Source organism: Pantoea sp. ICBG 1758 (assembly GCF_002928325.1).
Lineage (GTDB): Bacteria > Pseudomonadota > Gammaproteobacteria > Enterobacterales > Enterobacteriaceae > Pantoea > Pantoea eucrina.
This window is the reverse complement of record NZ_POWL01000001.1, coordinates 1,235,741-1,254,924: the sequence shown is the minus strand read 5'-3', so window position 1 is coordinate 1,254,924 and position 19,184 is coordinate 1,235,741. Positions and strand designations below refer to the sequence as shown.

The following is a 19,184-nucleotide window of genomic DNA, read 5'->3' as shown; positions in this document are numbered from 1 at the left end:
GCCAGCCTGCAATCAGGAATTCAGCGATAAAAATGACGCAGATCGTTTATGTGGCAGGTTGTCTGACCCGATAGCCACTTGCCCGGCCCGGGCCAGGTGAAAGCATTCAGCCCGCATGCTGAAATTTGCGCCAGGCCATGCTTTTAATCCGCCGGCAGACTATTTCCGCTATAGCCCCTCTGGTATGATGAGTGTAATGACGATTAAGAACGCAATGAGAACGTAACGCTATGGTTATCAAGGCGCAGAGCCCTGCAGGATTCGCAGAAGAGTACATAATTGAGAGTATCTGGAACAGTCGTTTCCCCCCCGGGTCGATTCTGCCTGCTGAACGTGAATTGTCTGAACTGATTGGCGTTACCCGCACCACCCTGCGCGAAGTGCTGCAGCGTCTGGCGCGTGATGGCTGGCTCACTATTCAGCACGGCAAGCCGACGCGCGTAAATGATTTCTGGGAAACCTCAGGTCTCAACATCCTTGAGACGCTGGCCCGGCTCGATCACGACAGCGTGCCGCAGCTGATTGATAATTTGCTCTCAGTACGCAGCAACATCGCCTCTATTTTTATCAGCCGTGCGCTGCGTCACCATCCGGAAAAAGCCCGCGAAGTGCTGGAGAGCGCGCTGCATGAGCAGGATCAGGCTGATGCCTATGCTGAGCTTGATTACCGGGTATTCCGCGGTCTGGCGTTTGCTTCCGGTAATCCGATTTACGGTCTGATCCTCAACGGACTGAAAGGGCTCTATACGCGGGTCGGACGCCACTATTTCTCTGATTCCGAAGCGCGCGAGCTGGCACGCAGCTTTTATCAGCAGCTGGCGGATATGTGTTCGCAGCAGCCGACGCAGGAGCAGGTGGTTGAGTGCGTGCGGGTGTATGGACGCCGCAGCGGGGAGATCTGGCACAGTATGCAGAAAAATCTGCCGGACGATCTCGGTAACAAGCGCTAAAGAAAACCGGACTCTTCAGTCCGGTTTTTTTATGCTCAGAGTCCGGGCGCACGCGGCGGACATCGGTCGAGCAGTTCTATGCTGCCATCTTCGTTCTGCTGCTCCAGATGAATATCAAATCCCCAGAGCCGGTGAACATGTTTCAGCACATCGCGCCGGCTTTTATCCAGCGGCGCACGCTGCTGAGGAACATAGCGCAGCGTCAGCGAGCGGTCGCCGCGCAGATCCACGTTATAGACCTGAATATTGGGTTCCAGATTGCTGAGATTATACTGGGCAGAGAGCTGCTGGCGAATGGCTCGATAGCCAGCCTCATCATGAATCGCCGCAATTTCCAGATAGTTATTGCGATCGTCATCCATCACGGTGAACAGACGGAAATCGCGCATCACTTTCGGCGACAGGAACTGGCTGATAAAGCTCTCATCTTTAAACTCGCGCATCGCAAAATGCAGCGTTTTAAGCCAGTCGGAGCCGGCAATATCGGGGAACCAGTGGCGATCTTCTTCTGTCGGCGCCTGACAGATGCGTTTGATATCCTGGAACATAGCGAACCCCAGGGCATAGGGGTTAATACCGTTATACCACTGGCTGTTATAAGGCGGCTGATAGATAACGTTGGTATGACTGTGCAAAAACTCCATCATAAAGCGTTCTGATACTTTGCCCTCGTCATAGAGATGATTGAGGATCGTGTAGTGCCAGAAGGTTGCCCAGCCCTCATTCATCACCTGCGTCTGTTTCTGCGGATAGAAATACTGGCTTACTTTACGCACGATGCGCAGCACTTCGCGCTGCCACGGCTCCAGTAAAGGGGCATTTTTTTCCATAAAGTAGAGCAGATTCTCCTGCGGTTCAGAGGGATAGCGCGCGGCTTCTATGTGCGACGCCTCTTTCTCTTTACGCGGCAGCGTACGCCATAGCGTATTTACCTGACTCTGCAGATACTCTTCGCGGCTCTTTTGCCGCGCTTTCTCCTCCTGCAGTGAAATTTTCTGCGGGCGCTTATAGCGGTCAACGCCGTAGTTCATCAGGGCGTGGCAGGAGTCAACCAGACGCTCAACCTCTTCGACACCAAAGCGCTCCTCACAGTCGGCAATATAGTTACGGGCAAACAGCAGGTAATCGACGATTGAACTCGCATCCGTCCAGCTGCGGAACAGATAATTATTTTTAAAGAAAGAGTTGTGTCCGTAGCAGGCGTGGGCCATCACCAGCGCCTGCATGGTCATCGTATTCTCTTCCATCAGATAGGCGATACAGGGGTTAGAGTTGATGACGATCTCATAGGCGAGCCCCTGCTGCCCATGCTTATAGCGCTGCTCGGTTTCGATAAACTTTTTACCGAACGACCAGTGCGCATAATTGATCGGCATCCCCACGCTGGAGTAGGCATCCATCATCTGTTCGGAGGTAATAACTTCAATCTGATGCGGGTAGGTATCAAGCCCGTAGCTTTTCGCCACGCGGTCGATTTCAGCCAGGTAGACATCAAGCAGTTCAAATGTCCAGTCGGGCCCGTCACTGAGTCGTTTACTGCTGCGGGTTGGCTCGTCAAACATTGTCGTCATAGCGCACCTCTGTTTTGCAGGCGGCAGGAAGACCCTGCCACACGGGTGAAGGCTTCGTCCTGAGAAAGAGCGCCCAAAAACTGAGCGAACAGATCAAGGATAGTTCACTGTCTCGCATCCGATAACGGAACTCAAACGAATTCTTTTGGCAGAAAATCATCCGGATAGCGCGATTACACCATGCTATGAGATATTAATCCGGCTGCAAATCAAAATACAGAATAATAAACTGGGAAAACCGCAGTCAGGCAGCAGCGGGTGATTCTGCTGAAAAAGGGAAAAAGCCCTGATTTTTTTCTGACAAAGCGCTCCGGCCAGCGCTTCAGAAGCGGTAAAACTCTGATCTTTGCTATCAGGAAGGATTTAAGTGTGCAGAATGTTAAAAAAGATGTGAAATAGCCGGGTCAATTCTAAGATAAACAGAGCAGCCTGATTATTCTGACTCAGGTGCTCATACCAGTTAATTATGCTTTTGTCTCGAGGGGCCTATGCGTGTCGTGATTCTGGGTAGTGGGGTGGTGGGAGTGGCAAGTGCCTGGTATCTGGCGCAGGCCGGACATGAGGTTACCGTCATCGATCGACAGCCTGCCGCCGCGCTGGAAACCAGTGCCGGTAACGCCGGTCAGATCTCGCCTGGCTATGCGGCACCGTGGGCCGCGCCTGGCGTGCCGCTGAAAGCGATTAAATGGATGTTTCAGCGCCACGCACCGCTGGCGATGCGGCCAGACGGCAGCCGGTTTCAGCTTGAGTGGATGTGGCAGATGCTGCGTAATTGCGATATGCGCCACTATCAGGAAAACAAAGCCCGCATGGTACGTATTGCTGAATACAGTCGCGACTGCCTGAAAACGCTGCGGGCGGAAACCGGAATTGCCTATGAAGAGCGGCAGGGCGGAACGCTGCAGCTGTTTCGTACTCAGCAGCAGTTCGACAGCGCCAGTAAAGATATCGCCGTGTTGAAAGAGGCGGGCGTGCCCTATGAGCTGCTGCAGGCTCATGAGCTGCAGCGTGCCGAGCCGGCGCTGGCAGCTACCGCGCACAAGCTGACCGGTGGCCTGCGGTTGCCTAATGATGAAACCGGTGATTGTCAGCTCTTTACCCAACGCCTGGCAGAAATGGCTATGGCGGCAGGCGTCACGTTTCGCTTCAATACGCCGGTTGATCGGTTACTGCGTGAAGGCAACCGCATCTATGGTGTGAAGTGCGGAGATGAAGTGATTAAAGCGGATGCTTACGTCGTGGCATTTGGCTCCTATTCGACCGCGCTGCTGAAAGATATCCTCGCCATTCCGGTTTATCCGCTGAAAGGCTATTCGCTGACTATTCCGGTAAAAGATGCTGACGCTGCGCCACGCTCTACGATCCTTGATGAGACCTATAAAGTCGCTGTGACCCGCTTTGATAACCGTATCCGGGTAGGCGGCATGGCTGAAATTGTTGGTTTTAACACCAAACTGTTGCCGGCACGGCGGGAAACGCTGGAGATGGTGGTGCGCGATCTCTATCCTGAAGGCGGGTTTATCGAACAGGCCTCTTTCTGGACGGGGCTGCGTCCGATGACGCCAGACGGTACGCCAATTGTGGGACGTACCCCGCTGACAAATCTCTATCTCAATACCGGACACGGTACGCTGGGATGGACCATGGCCTGTGGTTCCGGCCAGCTACTGGCTGATATTGTATCGGGTCAGAAACCCGCGATTGCCGCAGACGATCTCTCTGTATTGCGCTATCTGCCGGGTTTTGCCTCGCACGCATCGCCTTTACGCCGCGCGGATATCGCACGCTAACACTCACGGAGAGTTAACACTATGTCACGTCCTGTGCGCGCGTCGGTTAACCGACAGGCGCTGCGTCATAATCTGTCTGTGGTGCGTCAGGCCGCGCCGCAGTCACACGTATGGTCAGTGGTCAAAGCTAACGCCTACGGACACGGCATTGCCCGCGTCTGGCAGGCGCTGGAGAGCACCGACGGTTTTGCGTTACTCAATCTCGAAGAGGCTATTCTGCTGCGCGAGCAGGGATGGAAAAAACCGATTCTGCTGCTGGAAGGTTTTTTCCACGCAGACGATCTGAAGCTTATCGATCGCTACCGGCTGACCACCAGCGTGCACAGTAACTGGCAAATCAAAGCGCTGGCGACCGCACAGCTCTCTGCTCCCGTGGATGTTTACCTGAAAATGAACAGCGGTATGAACCGGCTCGGTTTTCGCCCTGAACAGGTGCATAACGCCTGGCAAAAACTGCGTGCGCTGCCGGGGGTAGGTGAGATCACGCTGATGGCACATTTCGCTGATGCCGATAATCCCGAGGGGGTAGCCGGGCCACTGCAACGCATTGAGCAGGCAGCTGAAGGCCTGAACTGTCCGCGTTCGCTCGCTAACTCCGCCGCCACGTTGTGGCACCCGCTTACGCATTATGACTGGGTTCGCCCCGGCATCGTGCTGTATGGCGCCTCACCCAGCGGTCGCTGGCAGGATATCGCCGGTACCGGGCTGCAGCCGGCTATGACGCTGAGCAGTGAGATTATCGGCGTGCAGCAGCTGACAGCGGGCGACGGCGTCGGCTACGGCTATCGCTACCGGGCCAGCGGAGCGCAGCGGATTGGTATTGTGGCCTGCGGCTATGCAGATGGTTATCCGCGCCATGCACCTACCGGCACACCGGTATCCGTTGGCGGCGTACGCACCCGCACCCTGGGAACGGTGTCGATGGATATGATGATGATCGATCTCGAACCCTGTCCGCAGGCGGGTATCGGCACCGCCGTTGAGCTGTGGGGTAATGACGTGAAGATTGATGACGTTGCTGCAGCGGCCGGCACGGTCGGGTACGAGCTGATGTGCGCGCTTGCCCCGCGCGTGCCGGTTGAGGTTATTTAAGCGCGGTCACGCTGCCGCGTATTTTACGGCTGCAGCGCCAGGCAATTAGTGCCAGCGCTGCGCCAGTCAGCATCATCAGGGCCAGTGACGATTTTTCCGCGACCGGCAGGGCAACAATCAGCATGCTGCCGCCAGCGCCTCCCGCCATCTGAATAAAGCCCTGCAGCGCTGCGGCTACACCCGCCTGCTGCTGATAGGGTTCCAGCGCATAGCTGGTGGCCGGGCCAACGGTAAAGGCAAGGCCTGCCACCGAGACCGCCACAGGGATCATATAGAGCGCCCAGTGAGGCTGCCATTCAGCAGGCAGAAAGTGAGCGCCCGCCAGCAGCAGTATTGCCCCCAGCAGCATCGTAATAAAGCCCATCGCCAGACAAAATGGCCGGCCCGCTTTGCGGATCGTTTTATTCACAAAGGCGCTGACCAGCATGATCCAGAAGCCGTTGGCCCCAAAGGCAAATGAGAATTGCAGCGGCGTCAGGCCGCCTTCAGTCATCAGCACATGCGGAGCCAGAGAGACGTAGGTCAGCACCATGCCCAGCGCGCCTGCATTGGCAAACGCAAAAGCGAGAAAGCGCGGCTGGCGCAGAATCGCGCCATATTGCGCCAGCGGCAATCCCTTCACCCGCAGCGTATCCGCCGGCCGGGTTTCCGGTAAGGCCACGATCACCAGCAGGCCAATCGCCAGCGCATAGCTGCACAGGAACCAGAAAGGTGCACGCCAGCCATAGGCTTCCGCCAGAAGGCCGCCCAGCAGCGGTGCCAGAGCCGGAACGATGTTTAGCGCGCCATTCAGAAATCCGTAAGCGCGTGCCGCCTCATCGCCGCTCAGGCGATCGCGTACGCCGCTGAATGCCACCACCGCGCTGCAGCAGACGCCGCAGCCCTGAATAATGCGGGCCAGGAAAAATACCGGCCAGAGCGTGGCGGTTGCCGCAACGGCGCTGCCCACGATATAGAGCAGCAGGCCAGCCAGCGCCACGGGCTTGCGGCCAAAGTTGTCCACCAGCGGACCCGTCACCAGCTGACCTATGCCCATCACCAGCAGGAACAGCGGGATGGTAAGCTGGATCAGGCTCACCGGGGCGTTAAGGCCATCGGCAATCTGCGGCAGAACAGGCAGGTAGAGATCAATACCGAGCGGAGCCAGCAGCACCAGACTCAGCAGAATAAGCGTAAATTTTTGCATGAAGAACCAGAAACGTCCTGTTAAACAGGCGAGAAGGGTAATGAGTCTGCGGATAAAAAGAAAGCGCTAAAGTGAAAAGGCGATGCCTGCCGGACGGCAGGCATCGCACAGAGAGCGGTCAGTAGGCACCGTCGCGGCGCAGTACCACGCCAGCGGTTTTAAACAGAATGGCAATATCGGTCCACAGCGCCCAGTTTTTTACATACCAGGAATCAAAATAGACGCGGGTGTCATAATCGATATCATTACGACCGCTTACCTGCCATAAACCGGTCATACCCGGTTTGGCCATCAGGTAGTAATCAACGTCACCGGCATAGCGCTCCAGTTCAGCTTCGATAACCGGACGCGGCCCCACCAGGCTCATCTCTCCGCGGATCACGTTCCAGAGCTGCGGCAGCTCATCGAGGCTGGTTTTACGCAGGAAGCCGCCGATGCGGGTAACGCGCGGATCGTTTTTCAGCTTAAAGTCACGATCCCATTCGGCCCGCGCCTCTTCGCTGGTGGCCAGCAGCGCCTGCAGGACGTCCTGCGAATTGGTAACCATAGAGCGAAACTTCAGGCATTTAAACTTTGCGCCATCCTGACCTACGCGCTCATGACCGTAGATAGCGTTACCGCCATCGCGTTTCACCATCCAGCAGAGCAGGCCAAATATCGGTGCGAGAAACAGCAGCAGCAGCGACGCTACCACAATATCAAAGGTGCGCTTCAGGAAGCGCGATGAGCGCTTGGCCAGATTATTGCTGACGCGCAGAATCATCACTTCGTGACTGAAGATAAATGACATATCGGTACCGTAAAGCGGTACGCCACGCAGCGTCGGGATCACTGAGACAGAGCGGCATTTCATTCTGGAGAGAAACTTCAGCCAGTGATCGCGCACCGCCTGCTGTTCATATTCGGTCGCCACGATAAACTGCGTGTTATCGCGATCCATGGTCTGCCAGTTAATATCCTTGCGGGTGATAACCGGCACGCCGTTGAGTTTATCCGGGGTGTTTTCATCATCCAGTGAGATAAACGCCTGCACGTTATAACCAAGGATCTCTTCACTCTGCAGCGCGGCATAGGCTTCCAGGGCATTTTTGCCTGAGCCGATGATAATGGTCTCTTTCTGCCACTGTCCTGCACGGCTGATCGCCCGTTTTACCATTGCGCGCATCAGCGGCAGCAGCAGCAGCGCCCAGCTCCAGCTGAACACCCAGACCATGCGTGAAAAGTCCCATTTTGAAAAGGCAATCAGCGCCAGATCCAGCAGTGAAAAAACAAACAGCGTTTTAACCACTTCTTTCAGCTCAAACCAGAAAGGTTTGCGGTAGGTGTAGTGCCGCATCCGGACCCAGAACCAGGCGGTGCAGAGTACCGAGAGGCCAAGCTGCGCGATAAACCGGTACTCAATCTGCTGCGGCGGAATAAAGCTGTCCAGCTCTCCCCAAATCCCCTGGACGGTAGCCGCGGATAAAAACAGCGCCAGATTAAGTGCAATAAGATCGGAAAGACTTAATGCGACTTTAGCAATGAGATTTTTGCGCAGGCCGCTCCATGAGCGGCTTGCGTCATTCATTACAATTGTACTTGCCATAACACCCGCTCTCTTTTCTTAAGTAAAAGATGGCCTGACCAAAATCAAGTACGCGCTCAGGGTTAATGGCTGACAGGAAAAATAACGTTTGTTATCAGCACACTAACCATTAGTGATCACTCAAGCGCTGCACGGCAAGGGCCGGATAAGACGTGATACAAGTCACGAAAACAGCAGCAACGTTTACGAGTATGCAAGAGGAATCTGACAGAGTTAATATGGAATTACTCTTAAAAGGAAATTATTGACCTGAGGGACTATCAGCTATGTTATTGAAAACAGAGAGATGGTGATGAAAAAGAGGACAAAAACAGCGTTTTTTTTCAGCAATTTTTAGGAATCACCGCCATACGCAGGCATGACGGTGTGGTGAGATCAGGCGGGGCGATTGAGTACCCAGCGATCCTGCTCTTTATCGTAGTGGCCAATTTTCAAATCGACAGGCTCGCCATCAATCCACGCCGGCACGCTGGTCTCATGATCCCAGCCATCAAGCTGATAGCTCAGGCCCGGGTTAGTCTGGCAGGGGATAGAGACGGTATCAGGTTTATCGCCTCCCATCTCCGCATCAACAATTTCATAGCGACCAATTTTGACTACCGTTCCCATTTTTTGCTCCCGTTTGCTGACTGATAAGTAAAATCATAGTCGCTGCTGACCGCTTCAGGGGCGCTAAAACCTCAGATTATTCTCGCTCTTCGCTGACGCGCACGCCGACTTTCATGATTTTATTATCCTCTTTTTCCGCGACGGTCCAGGTCAGCTGCTTCCACTCCACCTGGTCGCCTACCACCGGCGTGCTGCCGAGCAGGCTCATCACCAGCTGCCCCAGCGACTGTTGATCGCTGGTTTCATCATCCAGCTCCAGGCCATAAATCTGTGCCACGTCCCGCAGGCGTGCATCAGCGTCGAGGATAAAGTCGCCGAAAAAGCGCTGGTCAAGGGCCACCGGCGGCGTCTGACTGAACATTTTACCCAGCGCCGGTAAATCGCGCTCGCGGCCTATGACGCACAGTACATCACCCTCTTTTAGCCGGGTAGCGCCGCTGGGATGCATCAGCGTGTTATCACGGAACAGCGCCGCAATGCGCGTTTCACGCGGCATTTTGAGATCGCGCAGCGCCGCGCCCACACACCATTTGTCGGCATTGAGCTGGTAGACAAACTGCTCCCACGGATTTTCCGGATGGATATCAAGCCCGATACGGCTGACAGGCGAGGCGAGCGGCGGAACAACCACTCTGGCGCGTTTCGCTGCGTAACCCAGCGACGTTCCCTGCAGCATCAGCGATACCAGCACCACAAAGAAAGCGATATTAAAATAGAGTCTGGCATTCTCCAGTCCCGCCATCATCGGAAACACGGCCAGGATGATCGGCACGGCGCCGCGCAGGCCGACCCAGCTGATAAAAATACGTTCCCGACCGGTGAATCCTTTGAAAGGCAGCAGTCCGACCAGTACCGAAAGCGGGCGGGCCACCAGAATCAGCCAGAGTGAGAGGATCATGGCCGGCAGGGCGATGTGCCACAAATCGGATGGCGTCACCAGCAGCCCCAGCACAATAAACATGCCGATCTGGCTGAGCCAGGCCATGCCATCAAACGTTTGCAGAATGCCGTGGCGATTGCGGATAGGGCTGTTGCCCAGTAAAAAGCCACACAGATAGACCGCGAGGATCCCGCTGCCCTCCATCACCGTGGTCAGCGCGAATACGATAATGCCACCGCTAAGCGCCAGCAGCGGATAAAGCCCCTGAGCCAGGCTGATACGGTTAACCAGCTGCTGCAGCGCCCACCCGCCGCCGAGGCCAAAGACGATGCCCAGACCAAACTGCTGTACCAGATGCACCACAAACATCCAGCTCAGGCCGCTCTGACCCTGCTGGATCATATCAATCAGCGTGATAGTCAGAAATACCGCCATCGGGTCGTTGCTGCCCGATTCAATCTCCAGCGTAGAGCTGACGCGTTCATTGAGGCCTTTATCACCCAGCAGAGAAAAAACCGCTGCTGCGTCCGTTGAGCCGATAATGGCGCCAATCAAAAATCCCTGCATCAGGTCGAGTTTAAACAGCCAGGCTGCAATCAAACCGGTCAGGCCGGCGGTGATCATGACGCCGACTGTTGCCAGCGACAGCGCCGGACCGAGCGCGACTTTCAGCGAGCTGGCTTTCGTGCGCATGCCGCCGTCCAGCAGAATAACCGCCAGCGCAAGGTTGGAGACCAGATAGGCTACCGGGTAGTTATCGAAGGCGATACCGCCGATGCCATCCACACCGGTCAGCATACCGAGCGCGAGAAAGATCACCAGAATGGGGATGCCAAGACGCGAGGAAAATGAGCTCAGTAAAATGCTTGCAGCGACCAGCACGGAACCAATAATAAAAAGACTGTAAATCATGCTGGTATTCAATAGCATTCTCCTGCAACCGGGGCAAAACTGACAAGCACGAACAATTCGTACAAATAAGTTCAAAAGATAATGCCTTATCAACGGCTTGTCAGCGCTTAATTTCCTGTTTTTTGTTTATGCGAGCTATGATGACATTAAACAGGAAAATCCTGCAACAGGCGGGTCGTTTTGCGGGTAAACAGGTCGTAATCAGATATAAAAAAGCCGGTCAGTGACCGGCTTACGATTCAGGCCTCGGCAGCCTGCTTGTGGAAAAGCTCCCGGAATACCGGATAGATATCTTCAGGTTCACGAATATGCTGGATAGCAAAATTGTCAAACATAGCCTGTAAGTGTTCATATTCGCGCCACAGAGTCTGGTGGGCCCGCCGGGTGATCTCGATATAGCTGTAATAGCGTACCACCGGCAAAATATGCTTCGCCAGGATCTCGTGGCATAGCGGCGAATCATCTGCCCAGTTATCTCCGTCTGATGCCTGCGCCGCATAAATATTCCACTGGGACGGGTCATAACGTTCTTTGACCACCTCATCCATCAGCTTCAGCGCGCTGGAAACAATGGTGCCGCCGGTTTCCTGCGAGTAGAAGAACTCCTGTTCATCCACCTCTTTTGCCTGCGTATGGTGACGGATATACACCACTTCAACGTTTTTATAGGTACGACTCAGGAACAGGTAAAGCAGAATATAGAACCGTTTGGCCATATCTTTGGTGGCCTGATCCATAGAGCCGGAGACGTCCATCAGGCAGAACATCACCGCCTGACTGGAGGGTTCAGGACGTTTTTCAAAGTTTTTGTAGCGCAGATCGAAGGTGTCAATAAACGGCACCCGTTCAATACGCGCGCGCAGTTCAGCAATCTCATGACGCAGTCGATCTTCTTCAAGCAGCTGCGCCGGCTCGCTGTTTTCTACCTCATGCAGGGCAGCTTCCAGCTCATGCAGCATACGGCGCTTGCCTGCTGTCATAGCTGTACGCCGGGCGAGCGAGTTCTGTAATGAGCGTACCACGCTGATATTGGCCGGGACGCCGTTTGAGGTAAACCCGGCACGGTGCGTTTTAAACTCATTGAGCTGGCGATGCTGATTTTTGCGCAGGTTCGGCAGCGCCAGGTCTTCAAACAGTAAGTCGAGATACTCATCTTTCGATATCTGAAAGACAAACTCATCCTGCCCCTCACCATCCTGGCTGGCGTTGCCCTGACCACTGCCGCTGCCGCCCGCGCCGCCCTGAGGCCGCTCGACACGGTCATTTTGTACAAAGTGATCGTTGCCGGGATGAACACGATGGCGGCTTCCGCCGCGACCCTGATGAAATACGGGTTCATTGATGTCATCAATCGGGATCGACACCGACTCTCCACTCTCTGTATCGGTTACCGAACGCTTGTTGATGGCCTCGGAAATCGACTGCTTGATTTGCGACTTATAACGGCGCAGAAAGCGCTGCCGGTTGACCGCACTCTTGTTTTTACCGTTGAGACGCCGATCGATAAAATAGGCCATGGTTTCCCCTCAACTGCAGTGTAAGCCAGGCCGGAAAGGGTTCTCCGGCCTGATTAACGGCACGCAAGGCGCCGGGCTTACGGATCGATTATGACGATTTACGCACGCGGAGATACCACTCGCAGAGCAGACGCACCTGTTTGCGGGTATAGCCTTTCTCCATCATACGGTCGACAAAATCATCATGTTTTTTCTGCTCATCGGTAGACGTTTTAGTATTGAACGAGATAACCGGCAGCAGCTCCTCAGTATTGGAGAACATTTTTTTCTCAATGACCGTGCGCAGTTTCTCATAGCTGGTCCAGTTTGGATTACGGCCGCTATTTTGCGCCCGGGCGCGAAGAACAAAGTTGACGATTTCATTACGGAAATCTTTTGGATTACTGATGCCGGCTGGTTTCTCTATCTTCTCCAGTTCCGCATTAAGCGACTCACGGTCAAACAGTTGTCCGGTATCCGGATCGCGATACTCCTGATCCTGGATCCAGAAGTCGGCATAAGTGACATAGCGGTCAAAGATATTCTGACCATATTCTGAATAGGACTCCAGATAAGCGGTCTGGATCTCTTTACCGATAAACTCCGCATATTTCGGAATTAAATAACCCTTCAGATGCTCCAGATATTTCTCTGCCTGATCCTGCGGAAACTGCTCCCGCTCAATCTGCTGCTCCAGCACGTAAAAAAGATGAACCGGGTTAGCCGCCACTTCAGTGTGATCAAAGTTGAACACGCGCGACAGAATTTTGAAGGCAAAACGGGTTGAGAGGCCATTCATCCCTTCGTCGACGCCCGCGTAGTCGTGATACTCCTGCCAGGATTTTGCTTTGGGATCGGTATCCTTCAGGCTTTCACCGTCATACACCCGCATTTTCGAGTAGATGCTGGAGTTTTCCGGCTCTTTCATGCGCGACAGGATAGTGAAACGGGCCAGCGTTTCAAGTGTGCCAGGGGCGCAGGGCGCAGTGGTGAGATCGCTATGGTTAAGCAGCTTCTCGTAAATCTTGATCTCTTCTGAAACGCGCAGGCAGTAGGGCACCTTAACGATATAGACACGGTCGAGGAAGGCTTCATTATTCTTATTGTTGCGGAAGGTGACCCACTCCGATTCGTTGGAGTGCGCCAGAATAATGCCGTTAAAAGGCAGAGCGGAAATGCCTTCAGTACCGTTGTAGTTGCCTTCCTGCGTAGCAGTCAGCAGCGGGTGCAGCACCTTAATCGGCGCTTTGAACATCTCTACGAATTCCATGATGCCCTGGTTCGCGCGGCAGAGCGCACCAGAGTAACCATAGGCATCCGGATCGTTTTGCGCATGATTCTCAAGCTTGCGAATATCAACCTTACCTACCAGCGCGGAGATATCCTGGTTGTTTTCATCACCGGGTTCAGTTTTAGCGATAGCCAGCTGTTCCAGAATCGATGGCCATACTTTTACCACTTTAAAGCGGGTGATATCGCCACCAAACTCATGCAGACGTTTTGCTGCCCACGGCGACATAATGGTGCCAAGGTAACGCCGCGGTACGCCATACTCTTTCTCCAGAATATTGGCATCTTCCTGCGGATTAAACAGGCACAGCGGATGATCGTTAACCGGGCTGCGTTCGCCATCGGCACTCAGTACATAAATAGGCACGCGCTGCATCAGCGCTTTTAAACGTTCAGCGAGAGAGGATTTACCGCCGCCCACCGGACCGAGTAAATAGAGGATCTGCTTCTTCTCCTCCAGCCCCTGCGCCGCATGTTTCAGGTAGGAGACGATCTGTTCAATCGCTTCCTCCATACCGTAGAACTCTTCAAACGCCGGGTAACGGCCAATAACACGATTCGAGAAGATACGGGAAAGGCGTGGCTCCTGAGCGGTATCAACCATAACGGGCTCACCAATAGCCGTTAACAGTCGTTCTGCCGCATTGGCGTATGCACTGCGATCCTGCTTACAGATAGTAAGAAATTCCTGCAGTGTGAACTCTTCGTCCTTGGCAGCTTCATAACGCTGACGATAGTGATCGAATATATTCATAGCGATGCCCGTCCTGTTAGAATTGTTGGGAACAATAAGCGTAACCTTACAAACAGTGGTGCCAACCTCTCAATTTTAAGGATATAAATCTCTCTGCTTCTCTATTGTTATGAGCGTGTATCGGATAAAGATCAAGTAGTAAGTGGCGCAGGATTAAACGATTAGCGCACAAAAAACGCGCAAATTTCCGCATATTGTTTTAAGCCACGATCGTTTTGCGAAATATTCGCCTGTGAGGATGGGAGACGGCCTGTAAAGATGCCAACAACTCTGTTCGGTATAAGCTGCGTAAATTTCTGCAAGATGTGAAGAGCGGCAGAATTAGCCATTACGGTTAACAGCAGATTGCCTCTGTTGCAAAATATTCGCTAGACTGCAAAAGCAATTAGTGACTTAACAGGCAAAATATATAGTGAACACCTTTAAACTTTCTGCGTTTATGCTGCTGTCTCCCGCGCTGGTGACCGCATTTACTGCTCATGCTGACCCGCTGTCGCTGGGCGCCTCTGTTATCTATGCTCAATCGCCTTATCGTGGCGGACAGGATCGCTATCTGCCCGTACCGGTTATCAACTATGAAGGCGAAAACTTCTGGTTTCGCAGCCTGCAGGGCGGCTATTACCTGTGGAAAGACCCGCAGAATCAGCTGTCGCTGACGCTGCTCGGTTCGCCACAGCAGTATGACCCGGATGATAACGATCTTGGCGATATGAAATCTCTGGATAAGCGCCGGATGACGTTAATGGCGGGTGGCACTTATCGTCATGTTGCAGAGTGGGGCATCCTGCGCACGGCATTACTGGGTGATGTGCTGAATAACAGTAATGGCATCATCTGGGATCTGACGTATCTCTACCGCTTTGAGTTTGGCGCATTCAGCCTGACGCCCGGTATCGGGGCCCTGTGGAACAGCGCAAATCAAAACCGTTACTACTATGGCGTCTCTTCGCATGAGAGTGCCCGTAGCGGTATCGCTACCTACCGGCCCGATGACAGCTGGTCGCCCTATGTCGAGCTGAACGCCAGCTACCAGCTTACCCAAAACTGGAACGCCAGTTTTTCCGGGCGCTACACTCGCTTTGATGATGAGGTTAAAGACAGCCCGATGGTCGATAAAAACGGCCAGGTCACGCTCTGGACCGGCCTCAGCTACAGCTTCTGATGCACTATCGCAACGCCTGATATCAGGCGTTGTTTTTTTATAGCCGTACCGCGCAGGAGGGATGATGCAAAACGTCTGGATCAATGGTGCTTCGCTGCCCGCTATCGGGCAGGGAACCTGGTATATGGGGGAAAACCCCGCGCTGCGTGCTCAGGAGATCGCTGCGCTGCAGGCGGGGCTTGCTGCCGGATTACAGGTGATAGATACGGCCGAAATGTACGCTGACGGGGAAGCTGAGAGAGTGGTGGGTGAAGCGCTGCAGGGACGACGTGATAGCGCCTGGCTGGTTTCCAAAGTCTATCCGTGGAACGCCAGCGAAGCTGATATCACCGGAGCCTGTGAGCGCAGCCTGCAGCGACTTAAAACCGACTACCTCGATCTTTATCTGCTGCACTGGCGCGGTAATATCCCGCTGGAGGAGACCCTTCGCGGCATGGAGAAACTGGTGGCGCAGGGAAAGATACGCAGCTGGGGCGTATCAAATTTTGACAGCGATGATATGGAAGAGCTGTGGGCAGAAGAGGGCGGCTTCTCCTGCGCGACGAACCAGGTGCTGTATCATCTTGCATCCCGCGGCATTGAGCATACGCTGCTGCCGCTCTGCCAGCAGCGCGCCATGCCGGTAATGGCTTATTGTCCGCTGGCCCAGGCGGGGCGGCTGCGACAGGCGCTGTTTGATAATGCGCAGCTGCTGGCGCTGGCACGGGATAAGCAGATTAGTGTGGCGCAGCTGCTGCTGAGCTGGGCGATCCGGCATGAGGGTCTCATAGCGATACCTAAAGCAGGCAGCGTCGCGCACGTTCAGGAAAACGCTGCGGCGCTGAACATCACGCTCAGCGCCGAAGAGATCGCGTTGCTCGACCAGCTGTTTCCTGCTCCGCAGCAGCGCGTGCCGCTGGATGTAGTTTAAGCTGGCTTAGCGCTGCGCACGCGTAAGGTTGTCCCCAGGCGGGCAGGTGTTTCGCCCGCGCTTTTTAGCGGCTTAGTGATGCGCGCCGTCTCGACGCAGACCATGCGCTTGTAGCCATCATTCGGCATATCCGCCATGCTGCAGGAGAGTTCAGGACCCGGGTTCCAGGTGACAACGTCACTTTGATAGTGATGATAAACTTCAATCTGCCTGCCGCCGCTGCTGTCTTTGATCACGCTGCACTCGTCAGGCGCAGTATAAATACGGTCAATCCGTCCCGGGTAGCGCTGTACGCCGCTACTGTTTTCACCCGGTGAGTTATCCGCCACTTTATCGATAAACGTCTTACCCAGCCCGCTGACTGCGGTCTCAGCGATATCCGCTACGCTAAAATAAGCATGCAGCGCGGCTGTCGCGTCGAAATCGCCCCAGGCTTCAAGTTCAATCTCGCACTGATCGGCCAGCCGGAAACGGGCCAGCAGCGTAAAGTCGTGAGGCCAGAGCTTTTTCGTCTGGCTGTTACTTTCCAGCGTAAAGGTCAGCATGACGGCATCGTCATTTTCATCGTGTGCTGTCAGCGTCCATGGCTGGGTGCGGGCAAATCCGTGAGCCGGTTCACCGGCAGGGCCAAACCACGGCCAGCAGATCGGCACGCCGCCGCGAATCGCTTTACCTGCTTTAAACGCACTTTTATCACTCAGCCAGAGAACAGGCTGCTGACCGCTGGGCTGCCAGGCGAGCAGATGCGCGCCCTGAAGCGCGATAGCCGCACGAACTTTCGGATGACTGATAATCACGACCGGCAGGTCATCCTGCTGACGCAGCGACAGGTAAGGGGTTATCTGCTCTGTCACAGGCAGTGTAAAAAGCGTATTTGGCATCGTTCAGCCTCTGTTTATCTGGTCGAAAAAAAAGGGCGACCGAAGTCACCCTTATTGATATAGCCTGGTCGCTTATTTAGCAGCAACCAGAGCAATCAGGTCGAGAACCTTGTTGGAATAACCGGTTTCGTTATCGTACCAGGAAACCAGTTTCACAAAGTTATCATTCAGCGCGATACCTGCTTTGGCATCGAATACTGAAGTCAGTACTTCGCCGTTGAAGTCAGTAGAAACCACGTCATCTTCAACATAGCCCAGTACATCTTTCATTTCGCCTTCTGAAGCTGCTTTGATAGCTTCACAGATCTCTTTGTAGGTCGCTGCTTTTTCCAGACGAACGGTCAGGTCAACCACAGAGACATTAGGCGTAGGAACGCGGAAAGCCATACCGGTCAGTTTACCGTTCAGCTCTGGCAGTACTTTACCAACCGCTTTTGCTGCGCCAGTAGACGATGGGATGATGTTCTGTGCTGCACCGCGGCCGCCGCGCCAGTCTTTATGTGACGGACCATCAACGGTTTTCTGGGTAGCAGTAGTGGCGTGAACGGTGGTCATCAGGCCTTCAACGATACCGAATTTATCGTTGATGACTTTTGCCAGCGGTGCCAGGCAGTTGGTGGTGCAGGATGCGTTAGACACGATATCCTGGCCAGCATATTTATCAAAGTTGGCACCGCGTACAAACATCGGGGTGTCATCTTTAGATGGACCGGTCAGAACCACTTTCTTTGCACCGGCAGAGATATGCTTACGTGCGGTTTCGTCAGTCAGGAAGATCCCGGTTGCTTCAGCAACAACGTCAACGCCTGCTTCGTCCCACTTGAGGTTAGCCGGGTCTCTCTCAGCGGTAACACGGATTTTTTTGCCGTTAACAATCAGCGCGCCATCCTGTACTTCTACGGTGCCGTCAAAACGACCATGGGTAGAATCGTACTTCAGCATGTAAGCCATGTAATCGGCGTCGAGCAGATCGTTGATCGCGACGATTTCGATGTCTGAACGCTGCTGAGCAGCACGGAAAACGATGCGACCGATACGGCCAAAACCGTTGATACCTACTTTGATAGTCATATATTCCACCAGCTATTTGTTAGTGAATAAAAGGTTGGCTGTAAAATTACAAAAACCTTACCAGGCGTCAAGCGGAATCGTGTCAATTGTTGCGACAGGTCAATTCCAACGCCAGGAATAATCTGTATTGCAACCGCTTGCGCGCCGATTTTACAGCGCGTCTATCTTACGCTGATTAGCGTGTGAAAAGGGAAGTTTGTCACAAAGAGTGATCGTCATCACAAAACCACGCTGCAGCGACCAGGGCAGAAAAGTTCGCACAAAAAAAACGTCGGGCAATGTTGTCCGTTTGTTAGAATAGTAGCTGATTTCTACAGAAAGATACTCTGGAAGCAAAAATGGCAAAAGATACCGCATCTGAAGCAAAAATCGGCCAGCTGTCGGAAATGCAGCGCTACGTCACGCAGCATCGGGGTACCGAACCACCCTTTACCGGCGCGCTGTTGCACAACAAGCAGGATGGCATTTATCACTGTCTGGTCTGTCAGGCACCGCTGTTTCTGTCAGAAAGCAAATATGATTCAGGCTGTGGCTGGCCCAGTTTCTACCAGCCGGTCAGCGATGAGGCGATACGCTACCTTGAAGACGACTCGCACGGCATGCACCGGGTTGAGATCCGCTGCGGCAGCTGTGACGCGCATCTGGGGCATGTTTTTCCGGATGGCCCGCAGCCTACCGGTGAGCGCTATTGCGTTAACTCCGCCTCGCTGAGCTTTACTGACGAACAGGGCAAACAGCAGGAGGGATAGAATGAATCAGGAACTGAATGCGATGCTGGATGCGATGACGCCTGAGATCTATGCACGTCTGGCAACCGCCGTTGAGACGGGTAAATGGCCTGATGGTGTTGCATTAACGCAGGAGCAGCGCGAGCACTGTCTGCAGCTGGTCATGCTGTGGCAGGCGCGTCATAACGACTCACCTCAGCATATGAGCATTGCCAAAGGGGGAGATATTGTGACGAAATCTAAAAAGCAGCTGAAAGAAGAGTTTGGCATCGAGCCGGATGTCACGCGCATCAATCTGCACTAAGAAAACAGGCTGG

The 19,184-nt window shown here is 54.0% G+C and carries 16 protein-coding genes; 7 read left to right on the top strand and 9 right to left on the bottom strand.

Translation table 11 applies throughout. From position 1 onward, the window contains the following. Positions 1–230 precede the first annotated feature (230 nt). Complete coding sequence (gene fadR / locus C1Y41_RS06160; protein ID WP_039384716.1) at positions 231–950, top strand: fatty acid metabolism transcriptional regulator FadR; 720 nt, start codon at positions 231–233, stop codon at positions 948–950. A 35-nt stretch (positions 951–985) separates the two neighbouring features. On the opposite strand, the gene C1Y41_RS06155 is transcribed toward fadR, so the two are convergent. Next, entirely contained in the window at positions 986–2,521 is a 1,536-nt protein-coding gene (locus C1Y41_RS06155; protein WP_039384715.1) for a SpoVR family protein, read from the bottom strand. Between the two features lie 488 nt (positions 2,522–3,009). On the opposite strand from C1Y41_RS06155, the gene C1Y41_RS06150 reads away from it, so the two are divergent. Together C1Y41_RS06150 and dadX are read left to right on the top strand one after the other, a co-directional pair. After that, complete coding sequence (locus C1Y41_RS06150; protein WP_104085079.1) at positions 3,010–4,311, top strand: D-amino acid dehydrogenase; 1,302 nt, start codon at positions 3,010–3,012, stop codon at positions 4,309–4,311. A 21-nt stretch (positions 4,312–4,332) separates the two neighbouring features. Beyond that, positions 4,333–5,403: a catabolic alanine racemase DadX gene (gene dadX, locus C1Y41_RS06145; protein WP_039384712.1), complete on the top strand. Its 1,071-nt coding sequence runs from the start codon at positions 4,333–4,335 to the stop codon at positions 5,401–5,403. Here the strand turns inward: dadX and C1Y41_RS06140 are convergent. From C1Y41_RS06140 to yeaG, 6 genes are all read right to left on the bottom strand, one after another. Continuing rightward, entirely contained in the window at positions 5,396–6,589 is a 1,194-nt protein-coding gene (locus C1Y41_RS06140; RefSeq protein ID WP_104085078.1) for a multidrug effflux MFS transporter, read from the bottom strand. The genes dadX and C1Y41_RS06140 overlap by 8 nt on opposite strands. A gap of 118 nt (positions 6,590–6,707) precedes the next feature. Next, positions 6,708–8,174 (bottom strand): undecaprenyl-phosphate galactose phosphotransferase WbaP, encoded by a 1,467-nt coding sequence (gene wbaP, locus C1Y41_RS06135; protein ID WP_039384708.1) that lies wholly within the window; start codon positions 8,172–8,174, stop codon positions 6,708–6,710. A gap of 375 nt (positions 8,175–8,549) precedes the next feature. Then, a complete protein-coding gene (locus C1Y41_RS06130) occupies positions 8,550–8,783 on the bottom strand; it encodes a DUF1480 family protein (RefSeq protein WP_039384706.1) in 234 nt (77 codons plus the stop codon). Positions 8,784–8,859: 76 nt separating this feature from the next. Further along, a complete protein-coding gene (locus C1Y41_RS06125; protein WP_039384705.1) occupies positions 8,860–10,587 on the bottom strand; it encodes a potassium/proton antiporter in 1,728 nt (575 codons plus the stop codon). 227 nt (positions 10,588–10,814) lie between these two features. Further along, the gene (locus tag C1Y41_RS06120; protein WP_039384703.1) at positions 10,815–12,092 is read right to left on the bottom strand and encodes a YeaH/YhbH family protein; all 1,278 of its coding nucleotides are present in this window, start codon (positions 12,090–12,092) and stop codon (positions 10,815–10,817) included. 88 nt (positions 12,093–12,180) lie between these two features. Beyond that, the gene (yeaG, locus tag C1Y41_RS06115) at positions 12,181–14,115 is read right to left on the bottom strand and encodes a protein kinase YeaG (protein ID WP_065649162.1); all 1,935 of its coding nucleotides are present in this window, start codon (positions 14,113–14,115) and stop codon (positions 12,181–12,183) included. A 412-nt stretch (positions 14,116–14,527) separates the two neighbouring features. Between yeaG and C1Y41_RS06110 the strand changes: the two genes are divergently transcribed. Both C1Y41_RS06110 and C1Y41_RS06105 read left to right on the top strand, forming a co-directional pair. Continuing rightward, a complete protein-coding gene (locus tag C1Y41_RS06110) occupies positions 14,528–15,277 on the top strand; it encodes a MipA/OmpV family protein (RefSeq protein ID WP_039384700.1) in 750 nt (249 codons plus the stop codon). Between the two features lie 61 nt (positions 15,278–15,338). Next, a complete protein-coding gene (locus tag C1Y41_RS06105; protein WP_369826775.1) occupies positions 15,339–16,187 on the top strand; it encodes an aldo/keto reductase in 849 nt (282 codons plus the stop codon). On the opposite strand, the gene C1Y41_RS06100 is transcribed toward C1Y41_RS06105, so the two are convergent. After that, on the bottom strand, positions 16,184–17,068 hold the full coding sequence (locus tag C1Y41_RS06100) for a D-hexose-6-phosphate mutarotase (RefSeq protein WP_039384696.1): 885 nt from the start codon (positions 17,066–17,068) through the stop codon (positions 16,184–16,186). The two genes, C1Y41_RS06105 and C1Y41_RS06100, sit on opposite strands and share 4 nt — an antisense overlap. A gap of 72 nt (positions 17,069–17,140) precedes the next feature. Continuing rightward, positions 17,141–18,139, bottom strand: coding sequence for a glyceraldehyde-3-phosphate dehydrogenase (gene gapA / locus C1Y41_RS06095; RefSeq protein ID WP_039384694.1), 999 nt, complete (start codon positions 18,137–18,139; stop codon positions 17,141–17,143). A 338-nt stretch (positions 18,140–18,477) separates the two neighbouring features. On the opposite strand from gapA, the gene msrB reads away from it, so the two are divergent. Beyond that, complete coding sequence (gene msrB, locus C1Y41_RS06090; protein WP_039384692.1) at positions 18,478–18,888, top strand: peptide-methionine (R)-S-oxide reductase MsrB; 411 nt, start codon at positions 18,478–18,480, stop codon at positions 18,886–18,888. A 1-nt stretch (position 18,889) separates the two neighbouring features. Continuing rightward, on the top strand, positions 18,890–19,171 hold the full coding sequence (locus C1Y41_RS06085; protein ID WP_039384691.1) for a YeaC family protein: 282 nt from the start codon (positions 18,890–18,892) through the stop codon (positions 19,169–19,171). The last annotated feature ends 13 nt before the right edge of the window (positions 19,172–19,184 follow it).